Annotated in this window: 17 protein-coding genes and 1 other RNA gene; 11 read left to right on the top strand and 7 right to left on the bottom strand. The window is 37.8% G+C overall.

All coding sequences use genetic code 11. From position 1 onward, the window contains the following. Nucleotides 1–2,335: hypothetical protein (locus ACSVH6_RS13500; RefSeq protein ID WP_438079384.1), on the bottom strand; the 2,335-nt coding region annotated here is incomplete at its 3' end. Between the two features lie 630 nt (nt 2,336–2,965). Here ACSVH6_RS13500 and ACSVH6_RS13495 point away from each other — a divergent pair. The 4 genes from ACSVH6_RS13495 to ACSVH6_RS13480 are packed head-to-tail and all read left to right on the top strand — an operon-like array spanning nt 2,966 to nt 6,706. Then, nucleotides 2,966–3,451: a SixA phosphatase family protein gene (locus ACSVH6_RS13495; RefSeq protein WP_438079382.1), complete on the top strand. Its 486-nt coding sequence runs from the start codon at nt 2,966–2,968 to the stop codon at nt 3,449–3,451. 3 nt (nt 3,452–3,454) lie between these two features. Next, entirely contained in the window at nt 3,455–5,575 is a 2,121-nt protein-coding gene (gene ppk1, locus ACSVH6_RS13490) for a polyphosphate kinase 1 (RefSeq protein ID WP_438079380.1), read from the top strand. A 23-nt stretch (nt 5,576–5,598) separates the two neighbouring features. Further along, nucleotides 5,599–6,489: a Ppx/GppA phosphatase family protein gene (locus ACSVH6_RS13485; RefSeq protein ID WP_438079378.1), complete on the top strand. Its 891-nt coding sequence runs from the start codon at nt 5,599–5,601 to the stop codon at nt 6,487–6,489. A 31-nt stretch (nt 6,490–6,520) separates the two neighbouring features. After that, on the top strand, nt 6,521–6,706 hold the full coding sequence (locus ACSVH6_RS13480; protein ID WP_438079377.1) for a hypothetical protein: 186 nt from the start codon (nt 6,521–6,523) through the stop codon (nt 6,704–6,706). A gap of 43 nt (nt 6,707–6,749) precedes the next feature. Here ACSVH6_RS13480 and ACSVH6_RS13475 read toward each other — a convergent pair whose 3' ends face one another. Continuing rightward, complete coding sequence (locus ACSVH6_RS13475; protein WP_438079375.1) at nt 6,750–7,349, bottom strand: DNA polymerase III subunit gamma/tau; 600 nt, start codon at nt 7,347–7,349, stop codon at nt 6,750–6,752. Between the two features lie 74 nt (nt 7,350–7,423). Then, nucleotides 7,424–8,506 (bottom strand): DNA polymerase III subunit gamma/tau, encoded by a 1,083-nt coding sequence (gene dnaX, locus ACSVH6_RS13470; RefSeq protein ID WP_438079373.1) that lies wholly within the window; start codon nt 8,504–8,506, stop codon nt 7,424–7,426. Nucleotides 8,507–8,683: 177 nt separating this feature from the next. Between dnaX and rnpB the strand changes: the two genes are divergently transcribed. Beyond that, an RNA gene (gene rnpB, locus ACSVH6_RS13465) (RNase P RNA component class A) lies at nt 8,684–8,992 on the top strand. A 75-nt stretch (nt 8,993–9,067) separates the two neighbouring features. Beyond that, nucleotides 9,068–9,736, top strand: a complete 669-nt coding sequence (locus ACSVH6_RS13460; protein ID WP_438079371.1) for an FAD-binding oxidoreductase — start codon at nt 9,068–9,070, stop codon at nt 9,734–9,736. On the opposite strand, the gene rsmD is transcribed toward ACSVH6_RS13460, so the two are convergent. Continuing rightward, on the bottom strand, nt 9,737–10,321 hold the full coding sequence (rsmD, locus tag ACSVH6_RS13455; RefSeq protein WP_438079370.1) for a 16S rRNA (guanine(966)-N(2))-methyltransferase RsmD: 585 nt from the start codon (nt 10,319–10,321) through the stop codon (nt 9,737–9,739). After that, nucleotides 10,318–11,160, bottom strand: coding sequence for a DUF3822 family protein (locus ACSVH6_RS13450; RefSeq protein WP_438079368.1), 843 nt, complete (start codon nt 11,158–11,160; stop codon nt 10,318–10,320). The genes rsmD and ACSVH6_RS13450 overlap by 4 nt, the downstream gene beginning before the upstream one ends. Before the next feature lie 68 nt (nt 11,161–11,228). On the opposite strand from ACSVH6_RS13450, the gene ACSVH6_RS13445 reads away from it, so the two are divergent. Both ACSVH6_RS13445 and kdsB read left to right on the top strand, forming a co-directional pair. Next, a complete protein-coding gene (locus tag ACSVH6_RS13445) occupies nt 11,229–12,653 on the top strand; it encodes an ATP-dependent DNA helicase (protein ID WP_438079386.1) in 1,425 nt (474 codons plus the stop codon). A 40-nt stretch (nt 12,654–12,693) separates the two neighbouring features. After that, nucleotides 12,694–13,419, top strand: coding sequence for a 3-deoxy-manno-octulosonate cytidylyltransferase (gene kdsB / locus ACSVH6_RS13440; RefSeq protein ID WP_438079366.1), 726 nt, complete (start codon nt 12,694–12,696; stop codon nt 13,417–13,419). Here kdsB and ACSVH6_RS13435 read toward each other — a convergent pair. Next, a complete protein-coding gene (locus tag ACSVH6_RS13435) occupies nt 13,416–14,135 on the bottom strand; it encodes a potassium channel family protein (RefSeq protein ID WP_438079364.1) in 720 nt (239 codons plus the stop codon). The two genes, kdsB and ACSVH6_RS13435, sit on opposite strands and share 4 nt — an antisense overlap. Beyond that, nucleotides 14,135–14,797, bottom strand: coding sequence for a spermidine synthase (locus tag ACSVH6_RS13430; RefSeq protein WP_438079362.1), 663 nt, complete (start codon nt 14,795–14,797; stop codon nt 14,135–14,137). Before ACSVH6_RS13430 ends, ACSVH6_RS13435 begins: the two co-directional genes overlap by 1 nt. A gap of 58 nt (nt 14,798–14,855) precedes the next feature. Here ACSVH6_RS13430 and ACSVH6_RS13425 point away from each other — a divergent pair, with 58 nt between their 5' ends. The 3 genes from ACSVH6_RS13425 to ACSVH6_RS13415 all read left to right on the top strand — a co-directional run bounded on the left by ACSVH6_RS13425 (nt 14,856) and on the right by ACSVH6_RS13415 (nt 17,144). Further along, nucleotides 14,856–15,407, top strand: coding sequence for a 1-acyl-sn-glycerol-3-phosphate acyltransferase (locus ACSVH6_RS13425; protein ID WP_438079360.1), 552 nt, complete (start codon nt 14,856–14,858; stop codon nt 15,405–15,407). A gap of 10 nt (nt 15,408–15,417) precedes the next feature. Beyond that, a complete protein-coding gene (locus tag ACSVH6_RS13420; protein WP_438079359.1) occupies nt 15,418–16,575 on the top strand; it encodes a M14 family metallopeptidase in 1,158 nt (385 codons plus the stop codon). Between the two features lie 86 nt (nt 16,576–16,661). Further along, nucleotides 16,662–17,144: an Lrp/AsnC family transcriptional regulator gene (locus ACSVH6_RS13415; protein ID WP_121313528.1), complete on the top strand. Its 483-nt coding sequence runs from the start codon at nt 16,662–16,664 to the stop codon at nt 17,142–17,144. Nucleotides 17,145–17,181: the final 37 nt, after the last annotated feature.

The raw sequence follows: 17,181 nt of genomic DNA, 5'->3' as shown, positions 1-17,181 counted from the left end.
CAGCTGTTCCACCGGTGAAACCGTTTACAGTACCTGCATCAGCTACAGCGTCAATAGGAGCAGCTGTAACAGGGACAGTTACGATACCCGTTGCACAACTACAAGTTGCTGATACACCACAAATTTGGTACGTCAAAGTGTAAGTTCCAGCCGGAGTTCCCGGGGCAACCAAAACATTTGTTCCGGATAAGGTAACACCTGGGTTTGTTGAAGAAACAAATGAAATAGTAACCTGAGCACTATTAATAAGTTGTCCATCTAGAGTATCATTTGCTAAAACATTAGTAAATGATGTCCCACCCAAGAAACCGTTAATTGAATTTCCAGAATCATTATTGGCCACAAATACTGCAGCGTTTACATTGATTGTTTGTGATGCCGTACTAGTATTGTTACAGATGTCTTTAGCCGTCCAAGTTCTGGTAACAGAGTAAGAACCGTTACAGTTTGGAACAGTCGCCACATCATTAGAAGTCAAGGTTACAGTACTGCAAGTATCAGTTGCTACTGCTTGTTGGAATGATGGTGTTGAGCTGTAACTCACATTACTTGGAGCTGGCAGTGTTGCAAATGTTGGAGCTGTTGTGTCATCAATAGTTATTGTTCTGGAAACAGAAGCTAATGGCCTACCGCAACTATCTGTTGCTGTCCAGGTTTCAGTTACTTTTCCATTACAATAACCAGGATTTGTGGTGGTAAAAGTAGATGGATTTGATGTGCCGCTCAGACCACAACCACCACTTAAGGCATTGGTAAAAGGAAGAGTACTGGCTTGAGGCAATCCACCACAAGTCACTGTAATATCTGCAGGAGCTGTCATAGTTGGTAATGCAGCCGGACTCACCGTTATGGTTCGTGATACCGGAGCTAGAGCTCTTCCGCAAGAATCAGTAGCAGTCCAAGTTTCGGTTACAGTTCCCCCACAAGCACCTGGAGTAGCAGTGAAAGTTGATAAGTTTGAAGTTCCGCTGATTGTACAGCCTCCGTTTAAACCATTACTAAACGAAATAGTACTGGCAGCAGGTAATGAACCACAGGCTACTGTTATGTTAGCCGGTGCTGTCATTGTTGGTAATGCAGCCGGACTGATAGTAATTGTTCTTGAAACCGGAGCCAAGGCTCTCCCACAAGAATCGGTAGCGGTCCAGGTTTCAGTTACGGTTCCACCACAAGCACCAGGAGTAGCTGAAAAAGTAGAAGGGTTTGAAACACCAGTCAATGAACAACTGCCGCTTAAACCATTTGAAAAAGGTAAAGTGCTTGAAGCTGGTAAAGCGCCGCAAGCCACTGTTATATTAGCCGGAGCCGTCATAGTTGGCAATGCTGCCGGACTGATAGTTATTGTTCTTGATTTTGTTATGGTTCTTCCATAAGCATCAGTATATGTCCATGATTCAGTTACAGTCCCGCCACAAGCACCAGCCGGTGTTTGTGAACTTAAGGTAGATGTTACAGAACCACTAATCAAACAGCTTCCTGAAGCACTATTGGTATAGCTAAGTGAACTGGTTGTTGCACTTCCACAAGGTACAGTGATGTCACTAGCAGCAGAAAAAACCGGAGTAGGAGCAGTGGTCGCTGTTACAGTTCTAGATTTAGTAATCTGGCAACCATTAGCATCCCTAATGACTACTGTATAGGTTCCTGGTAGTACATTGGTTAAATCTTGGTTGGTAGCTTGACCGGCAGGTACAACACCTCCGCCCGAAGCAGTCCAAGAATACGTGTATGGAGCGGTTCCTCCGGTCGGTGTTAAATCAATACTACCTGTGGAAGAGCCACATTGTGAATCGATTAAAGCAAACTCACCATTCACTCCGCCATTCACGGTAATTGACGGTATTTTTCCACACTTAGGAGAAATGTTATTGGGGTCTAATGGACAAACTTCACTTCCACTAGCTGTAGTCCAAGCCTCCCAAATATTTGAAATTTTGATAACATCACCACAAGTGTAAGTGATAGGGCCAAAATCCAGGTATGTGGTTGAGCCTCCGGGAAGAGGACCGTTACATCCTGTTCGTGTGACAGAAGAAATTAAAGCACCAGTGGTTCCGCTGTAAATTTCTAAAGTTCCCCAAAAGGCGAACGAGGTTCGAGTGGATCCCGTGGTGTTTTTAATTCCCAAGGTTAGGTTTCTTGTCAACGTGGTTGATGTTGCACAAGAGTTACATAAATCTCCGCCTGAGAGTTGCGCAGCAACAATCTCCAAATCCTTGGAAGTACAAGAAGTTGTTGGTGGCGGGAAAGATTGTGCAAACGACATAGAGATGCTTAGCATACTAAATATCAAAAACGCACATAGTTTCTTTGAAATAGTAAAATTTGATTTCATACTGTTTAGTTTAGTAGAATGATTTTAAGAGTTAGCATTTTGGGCAGGGAGTATTTTTGTAGGCGTTTATGGTTAGATAGATATTTTGGGGCTATATCGTCAACAAAAATAGAGGCTGACACAACTTTTAATCTATTTTCTCTATAAACGACAAGAAAACTCGACCAAATGGCATTATTCTTTTGTTTTTTCCGTTTTAAGGGTTCGGATTTCTTGATTTTTTCGTTTGATTTTTGACATAAAATTTGGGGTTTAAGGGTTAATTTTTCAATAAAAAAAATGTTTTAACAATTCGAAAGTAGAATGTTTTTTCTAAACCACCAAAAAAAACATCGATAAAATGCATAAAATCATAGATTAAGTGCATTATTTAACTATTTTAGAAAGTAAAAGATTACATAATATATTAACATTAACTTGTTTATAATATTTTTTCTTTTTAAGATTTATTTGGGCAAAATAAAGGTATAAACTAGTTTTGTTATTTTCCATGATATTTATCACGTTACAGCTGCTTACTTGTAATTAGAATATGATTTTATAAATAAATTGGTTTACTAGAACTAATTTCTTTTATTATATGTTTTATTAGTTTAAATTTATACTTTCAAAACTGCAGTTGTAATTATCATGAAACAGTTACTATTGGTTCGTCATGCTAAGTCCAGTTGGGAAGCTCCGTTAAATGATTTTGATCGTCCACTCACTAACCGGGGTATTCACGATGCTCATTTGGTTTCTGCTCATATTCGGAACCTAATTCCTAAATCTTTTATCGTGTGGAGTAGTCCTGCCAAACGGGCTGCTGAAACTGCGTTGATATTTGCTCAAAATATTTTCTTTCCATTTGAAAGTATTTTATTTAAGGATGAGCTGTATACCTTTGAGGGAAAAAAATTAGAGCAAATCATCAAATCCTGTTCCGACGAATATGACCATTTAGTTGTTTTCGGCCATAATGAAGCCATTACAAATTTTGTCAATAAATTTGGAAACATTTTTGTAGACAATGTAGCTACTTCAGGATTTGTAAGTATAATTTTTGATAGTATTTCTTGGAGTGCTATTGAAAAGGGAGTTACCCAAAAAGTTATTTTTCCAAGTGATTTAAAATAAAATATGAGTACGGAAAACGAATACAGATATATAGACAGAGAAAAAAGTTGGCTGGCGTTTAATGCCAGAGTTTTACAAGAAGCCGCTGATGAAGCGGTTCCTTTATTAGAAAGATTAAGATTCATTGGTATTTTTTCCAATAACTTAGATGAATTTTTCCGCGTGCGTTTTGCCGCTATACGACGTCTGAGTCTGTCAGGTCAAACCGGCGAAAAAATCTTAGGAGGTATATCTGCCCAACAACTGGTAAAAGATATTACGGAAATAGTAATCAAACAACAAGCCGAGAGTTTAAAAGTATTGAATATCATCGAAAAAGAGTTGGTCAAACAAAATATCATCATCCTTGACGAAACCGAAATTTCACCCGAGCATGAAAACTTTGTCCGAGATTTTTTTATCCAGAAAATTAGTCCTGAACTGGTTACAATCATCTTAAATGATTTGGCCGAATTTCCTTTGTTGAAAGATACTTCCGGTTATTTAGCAGTAAAGTTGGTTATGAAAACAGAAAGCAAACCCACTATGCTGGGTTTGGTGAAAAAAGGCAAACCCGAAGTGCGTTATGCTATCATCGAAATTCCGAAAAACACCAATCGCATCGTTGAGCTTCCGTCAAAGGATGGCAAACAGTATTTAATGTTATTGGATGATGTTATTCGTTATAACCTAAACAGTATTTTCAATATATTCGACTATGAAAGCATCTCGGCACATATGATCAAAATCACCCGTGATGCTCAGCTCGACATTGATTCTGATATGAGCAAAAGTATGCTCGAAAAGATAGCTACCTCGGTAAAAGACCGCAGAATTGGGGAACCGGTTCGCTTTGTATACGATCAGAAAATTGACAAAGACACACTCAAGTTTTTCCTTTCCAAAATGGGAATTGACTCTTCCGACAGTATAATTCCCGGAGGAAGATACCACAACCGTCGTGACTATATGAACTTTCCTAACTTAGGAAGATTTGATTTATTATATCCGCCACGAGTACCGTTACCTATTGAAGGGTTGTCGCTGGAAGGCAGTATTCTGAACCGTATTGCCAAGAAAGATTACTTAGTGAACGCTCCGTTTCAGTCGTTTTCGTATCTGATTAAATTTTTGCGTGAAGCTGCTTTGGATCCTAAAGTTACTTCGATTAAAATTACCTTGTACCGTTTGGCTCAAAACTCGCAAATCATAAGTTCACTAATAAATGCCGCTAAAAATGGAAAGAAAGTTATTGTACAAATTGAACTTCAGGCGCGATTTGATGAAGCGAGCAATATTTCTTATGCCGAGCAGATGCAGCAGGAAGGAATTGAGCTTATTTTTGGTATCAAAGGGTTAAAAGTGCATAGCAAGATTTGTGTCATTGACCGCATTGAAGAGGGAAAATTAAAGCGTTATGGCTTTATTTCAACTGGAAATTTCAACGAGTCAACAGCAAGAGTCTACACCGATTTGACTCTTTTAACGAGCCATCAGCAAATACTTAAAGATGTCAACAAAATTTTTGAATTCTTTGATGTAAATTACAGAATTCATCGCTATAAACACCTTATAGTGTCGCCACATTACACACGCTCCAAGTTTTATAAGCTAATTGACAGAGAAATTAATAACGCCAAAATTGGTCGACCGGCCTACATTAATTTAAAAATGAACAGTCTTTCAGACTATCCTATAATTGATAAATTATATGAAGCAAGTAATGCGGGTGTGAAGATAAAACTACAGGTGCGTGGGATTTGTTCTTTAATTCCCGGTGTGAAAGGAATGAGTGAAAATATTGAAGCAATTAGCATTGTAGATTATTTTTTAGAACATACCCGTTCCTATATTTTCTGCAATAATGATGATCCTGAAGTTTACATTTCATCAGCGGATTTTATGACGCGTAACCTTGACGGAAGAGTGGAAGTTACCTGTCCTATTTATGATGATGCTATAAAAAAGCAGGTGATTGACATCTTCAACATAGGTTGGCGAGGTAATGTTAAAGCCCGTTTTCATTCCGAGAAATTTGAAAATAAATATCGTATCCGAGCAGAAGGAGAATCCGTATTCAGAGCCCAGCACGAAATGTATAATTATTTCCGGGATCGTCTCGAAGTATTGCAAGAAAAAATATAAACACTAAATTATTTAACTGTTAAATGATTTCTATTAAAAAATATGCAGCAATTGATATTGGTTCCAATGCCATGCGGTTGCTCATTACTAATATTGTAGAACAAAAAGATGCTGCTACACAATTCAATAAAAGTGCTTTAATCCGTGTGCCCATTCGTCTGGGTCAGGATGCTTTTACCGTGGGTGAAATTTCAGAGGAGAACATTGACCGTATGGTAGATGCCATGAAGGCATTCAAGTTGTTGATGAAAGTGTATAAGGTTGAAAAATACAAAGCCTGTGCTACCTCTGCTATGCGTGAAGCCTATAACGGTAAAGAAGTAGCGAATGTTATCAGGGAAAAATGCGATATTGATATTGATATTATTGACGGGAAAATTGAAGCCACCATCATAGCTTCTTCTGATTTACATGATTTTCTTAAAACAGATCAAACCTATTTATATGTAGATGTTGGAGGAGGTAGTACGGAGTTTTCTTTGTTTACTGACGGAAAAATGGTTACCTCAAAATCCTTTAAAATAGGAACGGTGCGTTTGCTGAACAATATGGTTACTGATATTGTATGGGAGGAAATTGAGAAATGGATTAAAACTCACACGGAAGAATATGAAAATGTAATACTTATTGGCTCCGGTGGAAACATCAATAAGCTCTTCAAGCTCTCCGGAAAATTACAGGACAAACCGTTATCCTATTTGTATCTCAACTCCCAATATCAATATTTGAACTCACTAACTTACGAGCAGCGAATTGCTGAGTTGGCACTCAATACCGACCGTGCTGACGTAATCATACCTGCCACCCGTGTATACCTGAATGCCATGAAATGGAGTGGTGCCCGTCAACTTTTTGTGCCAAAAATAGGACTGGCCGACGGTATAGTCAAAGCCATGTATCAAGGCAATATTTAATCTCAAACGAATAACATCATAAACCTACTAAATGAAAAAATTCAAAACTTTCGGCCTGATAGTGGCTGTCATCCTAATCGCTTTTCATATTTATAATATCGACTTTGATGATTTAGGATTTTTAAATAATAAAACAGAATACCTGGGGATTTTAGCCATGTCATTGGTCGCTTGCAGTTTTTTATTAGGCCTGATTAAAGACAGCCATCAAAAATAAAAATGCTTCTAATAAAAAAAGCCCCGATTAATCGGGGCTTTTTTTATTCGTTAATATCTAAACCAAAAAGGTCTTTCATGAGTGCCAGATTAGGGTTGAGCTCTACCAAACGATTGTATTTGTCTTGAGCGGTGTACCGTTTTTTAACCACCAAAGTTTCATTTACTTTTACATGAATTTGGATATCGTGATTGTGTAGTTTACCGCGTAAGTAACCCAATAATTCCGGTCTTTCTTTTTCAAAATCAATTTTAGAACTTTCATTTGGTAACTCATGGATAATGGTCGTCCCGTCTAAGGTTGGATCATTAATGGTTAGCAGAGAAGCCACAATACGATAGCCTTTGTCTTCCATGCGTTGTGCATATTTGAGCCATTGCTCCAGCATTTGGGTTTCGGTAAAAGGTTCGTTCGGTAAATACGCTTCCTCTTTAACCACAGTTTTGAGCGCTTCTACCATTTCTTTTTTAGCCCGAATACTGGCTAGTGATAAGGCGGAAACTTTGGGTTGATTAGTAATTGCAGAGGGCTGTTGAGTAGTAACTTGTGCTTTGCTGTTTGCAACTGGCTCTTCAGCAGTAGGTTCAGAGAGTATTTTGTCAGCTTCAACAGGTTTTACTTCTGCTGCAACTTCCTCAACCAATGGTTTTGAACTAACAGCTACCGGTTTAACTTCCGTAATCGAAAAACTATTGTTGCGGTAATATGTGGCTGGAATTATAAACTCAGCTTTTTTTTTTCTCCATCAAAGGTGATGGAGGCAAGCTGCATTAAAGCCAATTCTACTAAAAGACGCTGGTTTTGCGAAACTTTATATTTCAAATCGCAGTCATTGGCTATCTCTATTCCCTTTAACAGAAAATCACCAGAAGCTTTTTGTGATTGTTGTCCGTACAATTGTTGTGCCGCTTCACCCATTTCTAAAAGAGAAAGCGTTACAGGATTTTTGGCAACCAATAAATCTCTGAAGTGCGAAGCCAATCCGGCTATAAAATGATGTCCGTCAAAACCTTTGGACAAAATGTCATTATACGCCAACAACACTTCCGGAATTTTGTTTTCTAAAAGTAAATCCGTTACGTTGATATAAGTTTCATAGTCGAGAACATTTAAATTCTCAGTGACTGCTTGTCGGGTTAGATTATTACCACAATACGAAACGACACGATCAAATATCGACAATGCATCGCGCATTGCACCGTCCGCTTTTTGGGCAATAATGTGTAAAGCGTCATCTTCAAAAGCCACGTTTTGACTTTTAGCTACTTCTGCCAAATGTTCCTTGGCATCTTTAACCGTGATTCGTTTAAAATCAAATATCTGACAACGCGATAAAATAGTTGGAATGATTTTGTGTTTTTCGGTCGTGGCCAAAATAAAGATAGCGTGCTTTGGTGGTTCTTCCAGTGTTTTCAAAAAAGCATTGAAAGCACTGGTGGAGAGCATGTGCACCTCGTCAATGATATAGACTTTATATTGCCCGGTTTGTGGCGGGATGCGAACTTGGTCAATCAAATTTCGAATATCATCTACCGAGTTGTTGGAAGCGGCATCCAATTCAAATACGTTGAAGGCAAAGTCTTCAAAAGGATCATCATAACCGGGTTGGTTAATTTTACGCGCCAAGATTCGGGCACAAGTCGTTTTTCCTACTCCTCTCGGACCGGTGAACAACAGAGCCTGCGCCAAGTGATTGCTCTCTATGGCATTGAGTAACGTATTGGTAATAGCCTGTTGCCCCACTACATCTTTAAACGTTTGCGGACGGTACTTTCGGGCTGATACTATAAACTGTTCCATAGAAATTAATAGGATTACAAATATAGAATTTTTGTTGGTTTGGTTCTGTGGTAAATGGGTTATTTGAGGAAAACTTTTCCACAATTTGTTAAATTAAAAATTCAGCAAATAGGAATAAAAGCAGCTGTTTAAATTTTTGTATTAATCCCAAATCTAATTCCTAATTCATACCTTTGCGCCGCAGACCGCCTTATCGCTCCGACTTGTCGGGGAGGAAAGTCCGGACACCACAGAGTAGCATAGCGGGTAACGCCCGTCCGTTGAAAGACGAGGACAAGTGCAACAGAAAGCAGGTACAGGTAATGCTGTAGTGAAACCAGGTAAACTCTATGCGGTGAAATTCCAAGTATATCGGCATTTAAGGGCTACTCGTCCGTTGTCGAAGGGTAGGAAGCTAGAACCAACGAGTAATTGTTGGTCCAGATAAATGATAAGGCTCCACCACAACAGTGGAGACAGAATCCGGCTTATAGGTCTGCTTTTTTTCTTATTTCCTCTTTATTAATTCATAACTTTGTTACAACGACAGTTTTTATTGGTCAAACTAATCCGTTCGAAATTATGAATGAACATATTGTAAAAGTTCTTGAGGCTAAATTTATTACTCATGATGTTAAACGATTTGTGGTAGAGAGGCCACAAGGATATGATTTTCTTCCGGGCCAAGCTACCGAAGTTTCCATCAATCTGCCCGAGTGGAAAAATCAACTGAGACCATTTACTTTTACCAATATTAAGGAATCCAATTATTTGGAATTCATGATTAAATTGTACAACGATCATGAAGGAGTTACGAAGCAATTGGGGAAAACGAACGCCAACGCGGAATTGATTTTGCATGATGTTTTTGGTGCCATTCAATACAAAGGCCCGGGTGTTTTTATTGCTGCCGGTTCCGGGATTACTCCTTTTATTTCTATTTTCAGGGAATTGTACAAACACAATCTGATTAAGGGAAACCGACTGATTTATGTCAATAAAACTTCGGAGGATATCATCATGGGACAGGAATTACAACGCCTGCTCAAGAACAATTTTGTTAATGTGTTGACTCGGGAGGCTACAGTTGGTTTTTTGGGAAGACGCATTGACCGAAACTTTTTGATTGAAAACATCGTTGATTTCAGTCAACACTTTTACGTTTGTGGTCCCGATGATTTTGTAAAAGACATCACCAAATATTTGATGGAGTTGGGTGCTAATTTTGATTCGTTGGTTTTTGAAAAATAATTAACTTTCTTCATCATCTTCAAAATCATCTGTTTCTTCATCATCTCCCTCAAATTCAAAAAAAGTAAAGACCGAGCCACCATAGTTTTTTTGGAAGGAATAATGTGCCATGTGGTCTAACTTGGTGTATTTGGAATGTTCAACCACAAGCATGCCTTCTTCGTCTAACAACTCGTTGTCAAAGATGAGTTCAATAATTTTTTCAAATTCCTTTTGTTCCATACCATAAGGAGGATCGGCAAAGATAATATCGTAGTTACCCGTGTGTTTTTCCAGAAACTTAAACACATCGCTTTTGATAGCGGTAATATCAAAGTCGAATTCCTTGGCGGTTTTTTTGATGAAATTTACACAGCCCATATCACCGTCAACGCATAGTATTGGCGAGCAACCGCGTGAGGCAAATTCATAACTGATGCTTCCGGTACCGGCAAAAAGTTCGAGTATTTTCAGTTCTGAAAAATTGAAATGATTGTTCAGTACATTGAATAAAGCTTCCTTACTCATATCCGTCGTTGGACGTACCGGAAGGTTTTTGGGAGGCATTATTCTTCGGCCTTTGTATTTGCCTGAGATGATTCTCATGAGTGTAATAGTATAAAGTGCTCGCGATTTTCGGTATCGGAGAAAGTATTCTGCATAAAACTCACATCGAATAAAGAAACATTCCGAACGTATTTATAAGCAATGGCATAAAGCGCATCGCCTTCAGTTACTTTGCCCAGTAGCTCCAATTTGAAACTTTCGGGATTGAGGTGCAATTGTTCAGCTGTGAACAATATATAGTAAAGAAAGTCTTCAGGAGTTTTGTAGTCAAATGAGTTGTAGAGCTGCAGTTGTTGGTTTTGCAAAACCACAATTTCAAAATGAGTATCACTTAGGTGCGCAAACATTTTGCGTTCTTCGTTGTTTTTGGATAAATCCAAAAGCTTATGAACCAAAATAGTATTGGCATGCTTGTAATCAAAAGTACCAAACTGATCGATGAAGTAGTTATTCATATTCACATACGGAATGTAAACATTGTTCATTTCATAGTTGGGCAATTCGTCAAAAGCAAAAAAATCCGTTTCGAAGACTTTGGTGTTGAATTGCAAATAGCTACCCAAATATTCTTCGTCAAACAAAGGAGTCGGAACAAAAGTGGCTAAATTATTAGAGTGTACAATAACAATTTCGTCGTAAGAAGCTTTGAGTTCGGGATGATTGTGAAAGGCTTCGGCAAATAAGTCCTCAATTTTAGTGGTGACATGAACTTTGCCCATTTCAATTTTGCGCAACACTTGTGGCTTGTTGGTCAGCGTGTCAAACGTTACAAATGATAAACCGTTCAGGGAAACCTGAATGGCTAGTTTTTGATACGTTTTGTGGATAACGCTGGTGTTTTGAAGCATGGTTCTTCCCGATAGTGATGAGAACGGCAAACTTACAAATTTATTTCTATAGTCAAAATGACTATATTTGGAATCCAATTTTCAGCATCCTATCCAAAATGATTTCCAGCCAGTTTTACAGTGTTTTACTTCAAAAATTTCCGTTTCAGCCCACTGTAAAGCAGGATGTTTTTCTGCAGCAGATTGCCGTTTTTTTGACTAGTACAGCAAAAGATGAAGTTTTTGTGTTAAAAGGCTATGCAGGAACCGGGAAGACCACAGTGATTTCTACCATCGTTAATAATCTTTCAGCGATTAATAAGAAGTATGTGTTACTGGCTCCCACAGGAAGGGCTGCCAAGGTGATTGCAAATTATTCCAACAAACCGGCGCATACTATTCACAAGAAAATTTATTTTCCTAAGAAAGGCAAAGGAGGAGGTGTGTCGTTTGTGATGCAACCCAATAAACACAAAAACACTGTTTTTATAGTAGATGAGTCCTCAATGATTTCAGATGTGAATACGGAATCAAAATTGTATGAGAACGGTTCGCTGTTAGACGATTTGATGATGTATGTTTATAATGGGGAGAATTGTAAACTCATCCTTTTGGGAGATACCGCACAGTTGCCACCTGTACAGTTGGATGTAAGTCCGGCACTGGACACCGATGGTTTATCGATGCATTACAACAAAGAAGTTTTTTCAATCGAACTGGATGAAGTGATGCGTCAGGAAGAAAAATCGGGGATATTATACAATGCCACGGGGTTGCGGGAATTGCTCAAGGAACATTTTATAACGGAATTTAAATTCAAGGTAAAAGGGTATAAAGATATAGTTCGTCTTACCGATGGATTTGATATACAGGATGCCATACAAACGGCATACAGCAATTACAGTATTGAAGATACTTGTTTTATTGTGCGTTCCAATAAAAGAGCCAATCAATACAATCAACAAATCAGAGCCAAGATATTAGATAAAGAGAGCGATCTTTCGGTAGGCGATTTTTTGATGGTGGTCAAGAACAATTATTTTTGGTTAAAAGAAACCGATGAAGCCGGATTTATTGCCAACGGAGATATTATTGAGGTTTTAGAGATTTTCAATTTCAAAGAACTATACAGTTTTAAATTTGCCAAAGTCAAAATCCGTATGGTGGATTACCCTGATCAGAAACCTTTTGAAACCATGTTGTTGCTCAACACAATTACGAGTGAATCTCCCTCGTTAACGTATGATGAAAGCAACACGCTGTATCAGGAAGTGATGAAAGATTATGAAGATGAAAAGGCCAGCTATCGTAAATTTTTGAAAGTAAAAGAAAACCCGTATTTCAATGCGCTGCAAGTGAAGTTCTCTTATGCGATTACCTGTCACAAATCGCAAGGCGGACAATGGAACACGGTATTTATTGAGCAACCGTATTTGCCTAATGGAATTGATGTCGATTATGTGCGCTGGTTGTATACCGCTGTGACGCGCGCCAAAGACAAACTCTATTTGATAGGGTTTAAAGAGGAGAGTTTTGAAGAATAAAAAAATGCAGTATCTTAGCTTATCGTAATTGCCAAAAGAAATGAAAATCATCGCTGTTATTCCCGCCCGTTATGCTTCCACTCGTTTTCCTGCTAAGTTGATGCAGGATTTAGGAGGTAAAACTGTTATTACCCGAACTTACGAAGCCGCTGTTAATACCGGTTTGTTTCATGATGTTTTTGTAGTGACCGACAGTATTTTAATTTATGATGAAATTCTGAGTAACGGAGGCAAAGCCATCATGAGTGTCAAAGAACATGAGAGTGGGAGTGATCGGATAGCCGAAGCGGTACAAAATCTGGAGGTTGACATAGTAGTCAACGTTCAGGGGGATGAGCCTTTTATCAATAAAGAACCTTTAGCAAAAGTTCTGGATGTTTTCCGAAATGATTTTGACAAACAAATTGACTTGGCTTCTTTAATGTTTGAAATAAAAGAGCAGGAAGAGATTGAAAACCCCAATAATGTAAAGGTCGTTACAGACCAAAATGGTTTTGCGCTCTATTTTTCACGTTCGGTTATTCCGTATCCAAGAGATCCGAATGCCGGTGTTCGCTACATGAAACACATCGGCATTTATGCTTTTCGAAAAGAAGCGTTGTTGGCATTTTACAGATTGCCAATGAAATCCTTAGAAGCTTCCGAAAAGCTCGAACAATTGCGTTATCTGGAATTTGGCAAAAGAATTAAAATGGTCGAAACCACGCATGTTGGAATTGGCATTGACACTCCCGAGGATTTAGATAAAGCAAGAAAAATGCTTTAAAACTCCTCACTTTCGTGGTCAAAATATCCTTTATTTTTAACTTTATTTGAAAAGAAATTCAAAAATAATACGACAAAAGACAAGAAGAACAGCGCTTGTATACTCACCAAAACTTTGGCATAAGTTGTAATCGGAACATAGTCTCCAAAACCAATAGAGGAAGAGGTTACCATGCTGAAATAAATAGGGTCATACCAACCTGTAAAAGGATGATTCATATTGTTACCACAGGAGTACAACACGCCAAATGAAAAGACAATTTCGATATAATTAAAGAATAGTAATAACATCGAACGCTTGTATGATCTTGGGCGCGACAGCATATCAGAAGCAAAAATTAAGGTCGGAATGTACAGTACTGTTTCGAGTAGAAGATAGACCATTAGCGTGACAATATAAGTATTACTTTCCCAATGATTTATCAAGATTAAAACCGGGAAAGCTACTTTGCTCAACACATATACATCCATTGTCAAATCCTGATATTCAAAACCAACTTTGTGTGAAACATGTTTGATATACACGCCAGGAAAAAGCAGTTGGGAAATAGAAAGAATTAAACGTATGATTTTCTCAATGCCATTATCGTCCTGATGATCATTATTCCAAATCGCTCGGATGTTAAGGATGCGTTTTTGAATAGGGGTAATGTTGAAACGGTTTCGGTCTTTGGTTGATATTTTGCCCAGCAAAAGTTTTCTGAAAAAATGTTGCATTACGCCAATTTTTTAATGGTAAATAATTCATTGTGTTCTTCAACCTTCGGATACATTCGCAACGAATAATTGCCATTGAATTTTGATTTGTACAAAAGATTTCGCTCTTCCTGATGTTTGGTGATTACCATAGTATTGAATAGTATAAATCCGTTTAGATTCAGTAACGAATTAATCCGGTTGATAAAAAAATCCTCAAACAAAAAATTAGGCATGGTGGTGTCCTGAAAAATATCAATAATAATCAAATCGTATTTTTCTTTAGTCCTCAATACAAATTCAAAAGCATCATCAATCACCAATTCCAAATTTGGAATCACATCCAAACCAAAATAACGCTTGGCAATTTCCACTACATTTTCGTCAATTTCCACCCCCGTGATTTTACCGGTAAATTTGATTTCATCAGTAAGCGTTTTTATCACGCTGCCTCCGGCCACACCGAGCACCAATATATTTTCAAAATTACGAATGCGCTCAAAACCGATATATTTCAATCCTTTGCGCAAAATACGCTGCAAACTCCCATAAGAATAATTGGTGTTTTCGCTGTCCAAAACCAGCTGACCATTGTTCCAGGTTACCTCAAGCGATTTGCTTATGGCTGATTTTTTTTTGTAGACATTAACCGGTATAAAGAAGCTGAAGAGTTTTTGAAACATTGATGAATTTTTTATCAAAAATAAGACAGAAATACTAAATTTACGAAAAATAAACGGAGTGAAAAAAAGACTGTACCAATTTATTTTTTTTCGTTTGCTGGGCTGGAAAATTGTCGGTACCGTTAACGAGGAAGTGAAGAAATGCGTTTTGATGGTAATGCCGCATACGTGTAATTTTGATTTTTTTATCGGTTTGTTTTCCAGAGGTATTATTGGTGTTGAAATGAACTTTGTCGGAAAAAAAGAATTGTTCACATTTCCGTTTGGGTATTATTTCAGAAGTATAGGTGGTGCACCCTTAGACCGAAGCGGCGGAAAGAATGTGGTGGATGCCATAGTCGATGTCTTCAACTCCAGAGCCGTATTCAGAATGGCCATAGCACCTGAAGGCACCCGTAAAAAAGTCACTGAACTCCGAACCGGATTTTATTACATAGCGCTCAAAGCCAATGTTCCCATCATTCCTGTTGCTTTCGATTATGCCAAAAAAGAGGTCAGAATAGGAAATCCTATTGCAGTAACCGGTAATTATGCGGAAGATATGAAAATTATTTTGCAGCATTTCAAAGGGGCATATGGCAAATATCCCGAGCGACAATATCAAATTTAATGACCCAATCATGAATTATTTACAACTACACGAAAGCTATAAAACCAAGGCTCTTTTTGGACGGTATATTACATTAAAAGATATTGAACCCTTACTTTTGTCTTTACCCGCTGAAGTTGCAGGAACATCTGTTTTAGGAAAACCTATCTATAAATGTCAGCTCGGCTCAGGAAAGATTAAAATATTGATGTGGTCCCAAATGCACGGCAATGAAAGCACCACGACCAAGGCCTTGTTTGATTTTATCCATTTGTTGCAATCGGGGACTGATTTAGGTCAAAAGCTGTTGAATGCTTTTACCTTTTGCATGTTGCCCATGCTCAATCCCGATGGGGCAGAAGCCTACACCCGTGAAAATGCTAATAGTGTCGATTTGAATCGTGATGCTCAAAATCAATCGCAACCCGAAAGCAAGATTCTGAGAAAAGCATTCGATGACTTCAATCCTGATTACTGTTATAATCTGCATGATCAACGTACCATTTTTGGCGTGAATACTACCACAAATAGTGACGAAGTCAAACCGGCTACCGTTTCTTTTTTGTCTCCGGCTTTTAATGAAAACCGCGATATCAATGAAGTACGCATCAAGGCGATGAATGTAATAGTAGCCATGAATGAGGTACTGCAACAATTCATTCCGAATCAGGTAGGGAGGTTTGATGATGGATTCAATCTGAATTGTGTGGGGGATACGTTTCAATATTTAAAGGTGCCGACAGTACTTTTTGAGGCAGGTCATTTTTCCGGAGATTACGAACGTGAAGAAACACGAAAGTATATTTTCATCGCTTTAGTGTCTGGATTGCAATATTTAAACGAAAACGTTATAGTTGATAATAAAACCAATGATTATTTAAAAATTCCGCAAAATAAAGTTGTTTTTTATGACTTTGTTTATAAAAATGTTAAAATAAATTATGATGGTAACGAAAAAATTATCAATTTTGCAGCACAATTCAAAGAAGTTCTGACCGAACGGAAAGTTGTTTTTGAAGCACGAATTGCGCAAATAGATAATTTAGAGAAGTATTGCGGTCATATTGTGATTGATGCCAACGGCGAATACTATCATGATGAACAGGGTAATTTTCCGAATATTGAACAAAAAGCAAACTTTTATTTAGGAAAGAGTATGAAAATTGTTAATGGTTTATTAAATAATTAACAATATCCTTTTTTTATTAAAAAAAATGTATTTTTTTTGCTTCTTTGAATAACACAACAAATACAGCAAACAAAAAAAACCTTTTTATGAGTAAGTTTCGTTTAGATGAAGTAGACCACCAGATCTTGGATATGTTGATTGACAACACCAGAATTCCTTTTACCGACATTGCCAAAAAGCTTTTAATTTCAGCCGGAACGGTTCACGTGAGAGTTAAAAAAATGGAAGATTCCGGAATTATTATGGGTTCTTCTTTGTCATTGGATTATGAAAAATTAGGATACTCATTCATCGCTTACGTTGGGGTATTCTTGAACAATACTTCTCAAACTAAGTTTGTTTTAGAGCGAATCAATGAAATTCCATACGTAACAGTAGCTCACGTAACTACAGGAAAATTCAATATCTTTTGTAAAATCAGAGCCAAAGATACCAAACATGCTAAAGACGTTATTTTTATGATTGACGATATCGAAGGCGTGTACAGAACTGAAACGATGATTTCGTTAGAGGAAAGTATCAATGATAAAAAACGTTTGATGCATACCATATTCCAGGAATTGGATTAAGCATTAAAGCACAGAATTATAAAGAAAACCTCAAGTG

This window comes from Flavobacterium sp. XGLA_31, assembly GCF_051547105.1.
In the GTDB taxonomy this organism is placed as follows: Bacteria; Bacteroidota; Bacteroidia; order Flavobacteriales; family Flavobacteriaceae; genus Flavobacterium.
This window is presented reverse-complemented; position numbering and strand designations above follow the sequence as displayed.

Coding starts and splice junctions, on each gene's coding strand:
- ACSVH6_RS13495 (WP_438079382.1), top strand. CDS start 2,966: ATGAAACAGTTACTATTGGTTCGTCATGCTAAGTCCAGTTGGGAAGCT.
- ACSVH6_RS13460 (WP_438079371.1), top strand. CDS start 9,068: ATGAATGAACATATTGTAAAAGTTCTTGAGGCTAAATTTATTACTCAT.
- ACSVH6_RS13445 (WP_438079386.1), top strand. CDS start 11,229: ATGATTTCCAGCCAGTTTTACAGTGTTTTACTTCAAAAATTTCCGTTT.
- ACSVH6_RS13430 (WP_438079362.1), bottom strand. CDS start 14,797: ATGTTTCAAAAACTCTTCAGCTTCTTTATACCGGTTAATGTCTACAAA.
- kdsB (WP_438079366.1), top strand. CDS start 12,694: ATGAAAATCATCGCTGTTATTCCCGCCCGTTATGCTTCCACTCGTTTT.
- ACSVH6_RS13420 (WP_438079359.1), top strand. CDS start 15,418: ATGAATTATTTACAACTACACGAAAGCTATAAAACCAAGGCTCTTTTT.
- ACSVH6_RS13415 (WP_121313528.1), top strand. CDS start 16,662: ATGAGTAAGTTTCGTTTAGATGAAGTAGACCACCAGATCTTGGATATG.
- ppk1 (WP_438079380.1), top strand. CDS start 3,455: ATGAGTACGGAAAACGAATACAGATATATAGACAGAGAAAAAAGTTGG.
- dnaX (WP_438079373.1), bottom strand. CDS start 8,506: ATGGAACAGTTTATAGTATCAGCCCGAAAGTACCGTCCGCAAACGTTT.
- ACSVH6_RS13435 (WP_438079364.1), bottom strand. CDS start 14,135: ATGCAACATTTTTTCAGAAAACTTTTGCTGGGCAAAATATCAACCAAA.
- rsmD (WP_438079370.1), bottom strand. CDS start 10,321: ATGAGAATCATCTCAGGCAAATACAAAGGCCGAAGAATAATGCCTCCC.
- ACSVH6_RS13480 (WP_438079377.1), top strand. CDS start 6,521: ATGAAAAAATTCAAAACTTTCGGCCTGATAGTGGCTGTCATCCTAATC.
- ACSVH6_RS13485 (WP_438079378.1), top strand. CDS start 5,599: ATGATTTCTATTAAAAAATATGCAGCAATTGATATTGGTTCCAATGCC.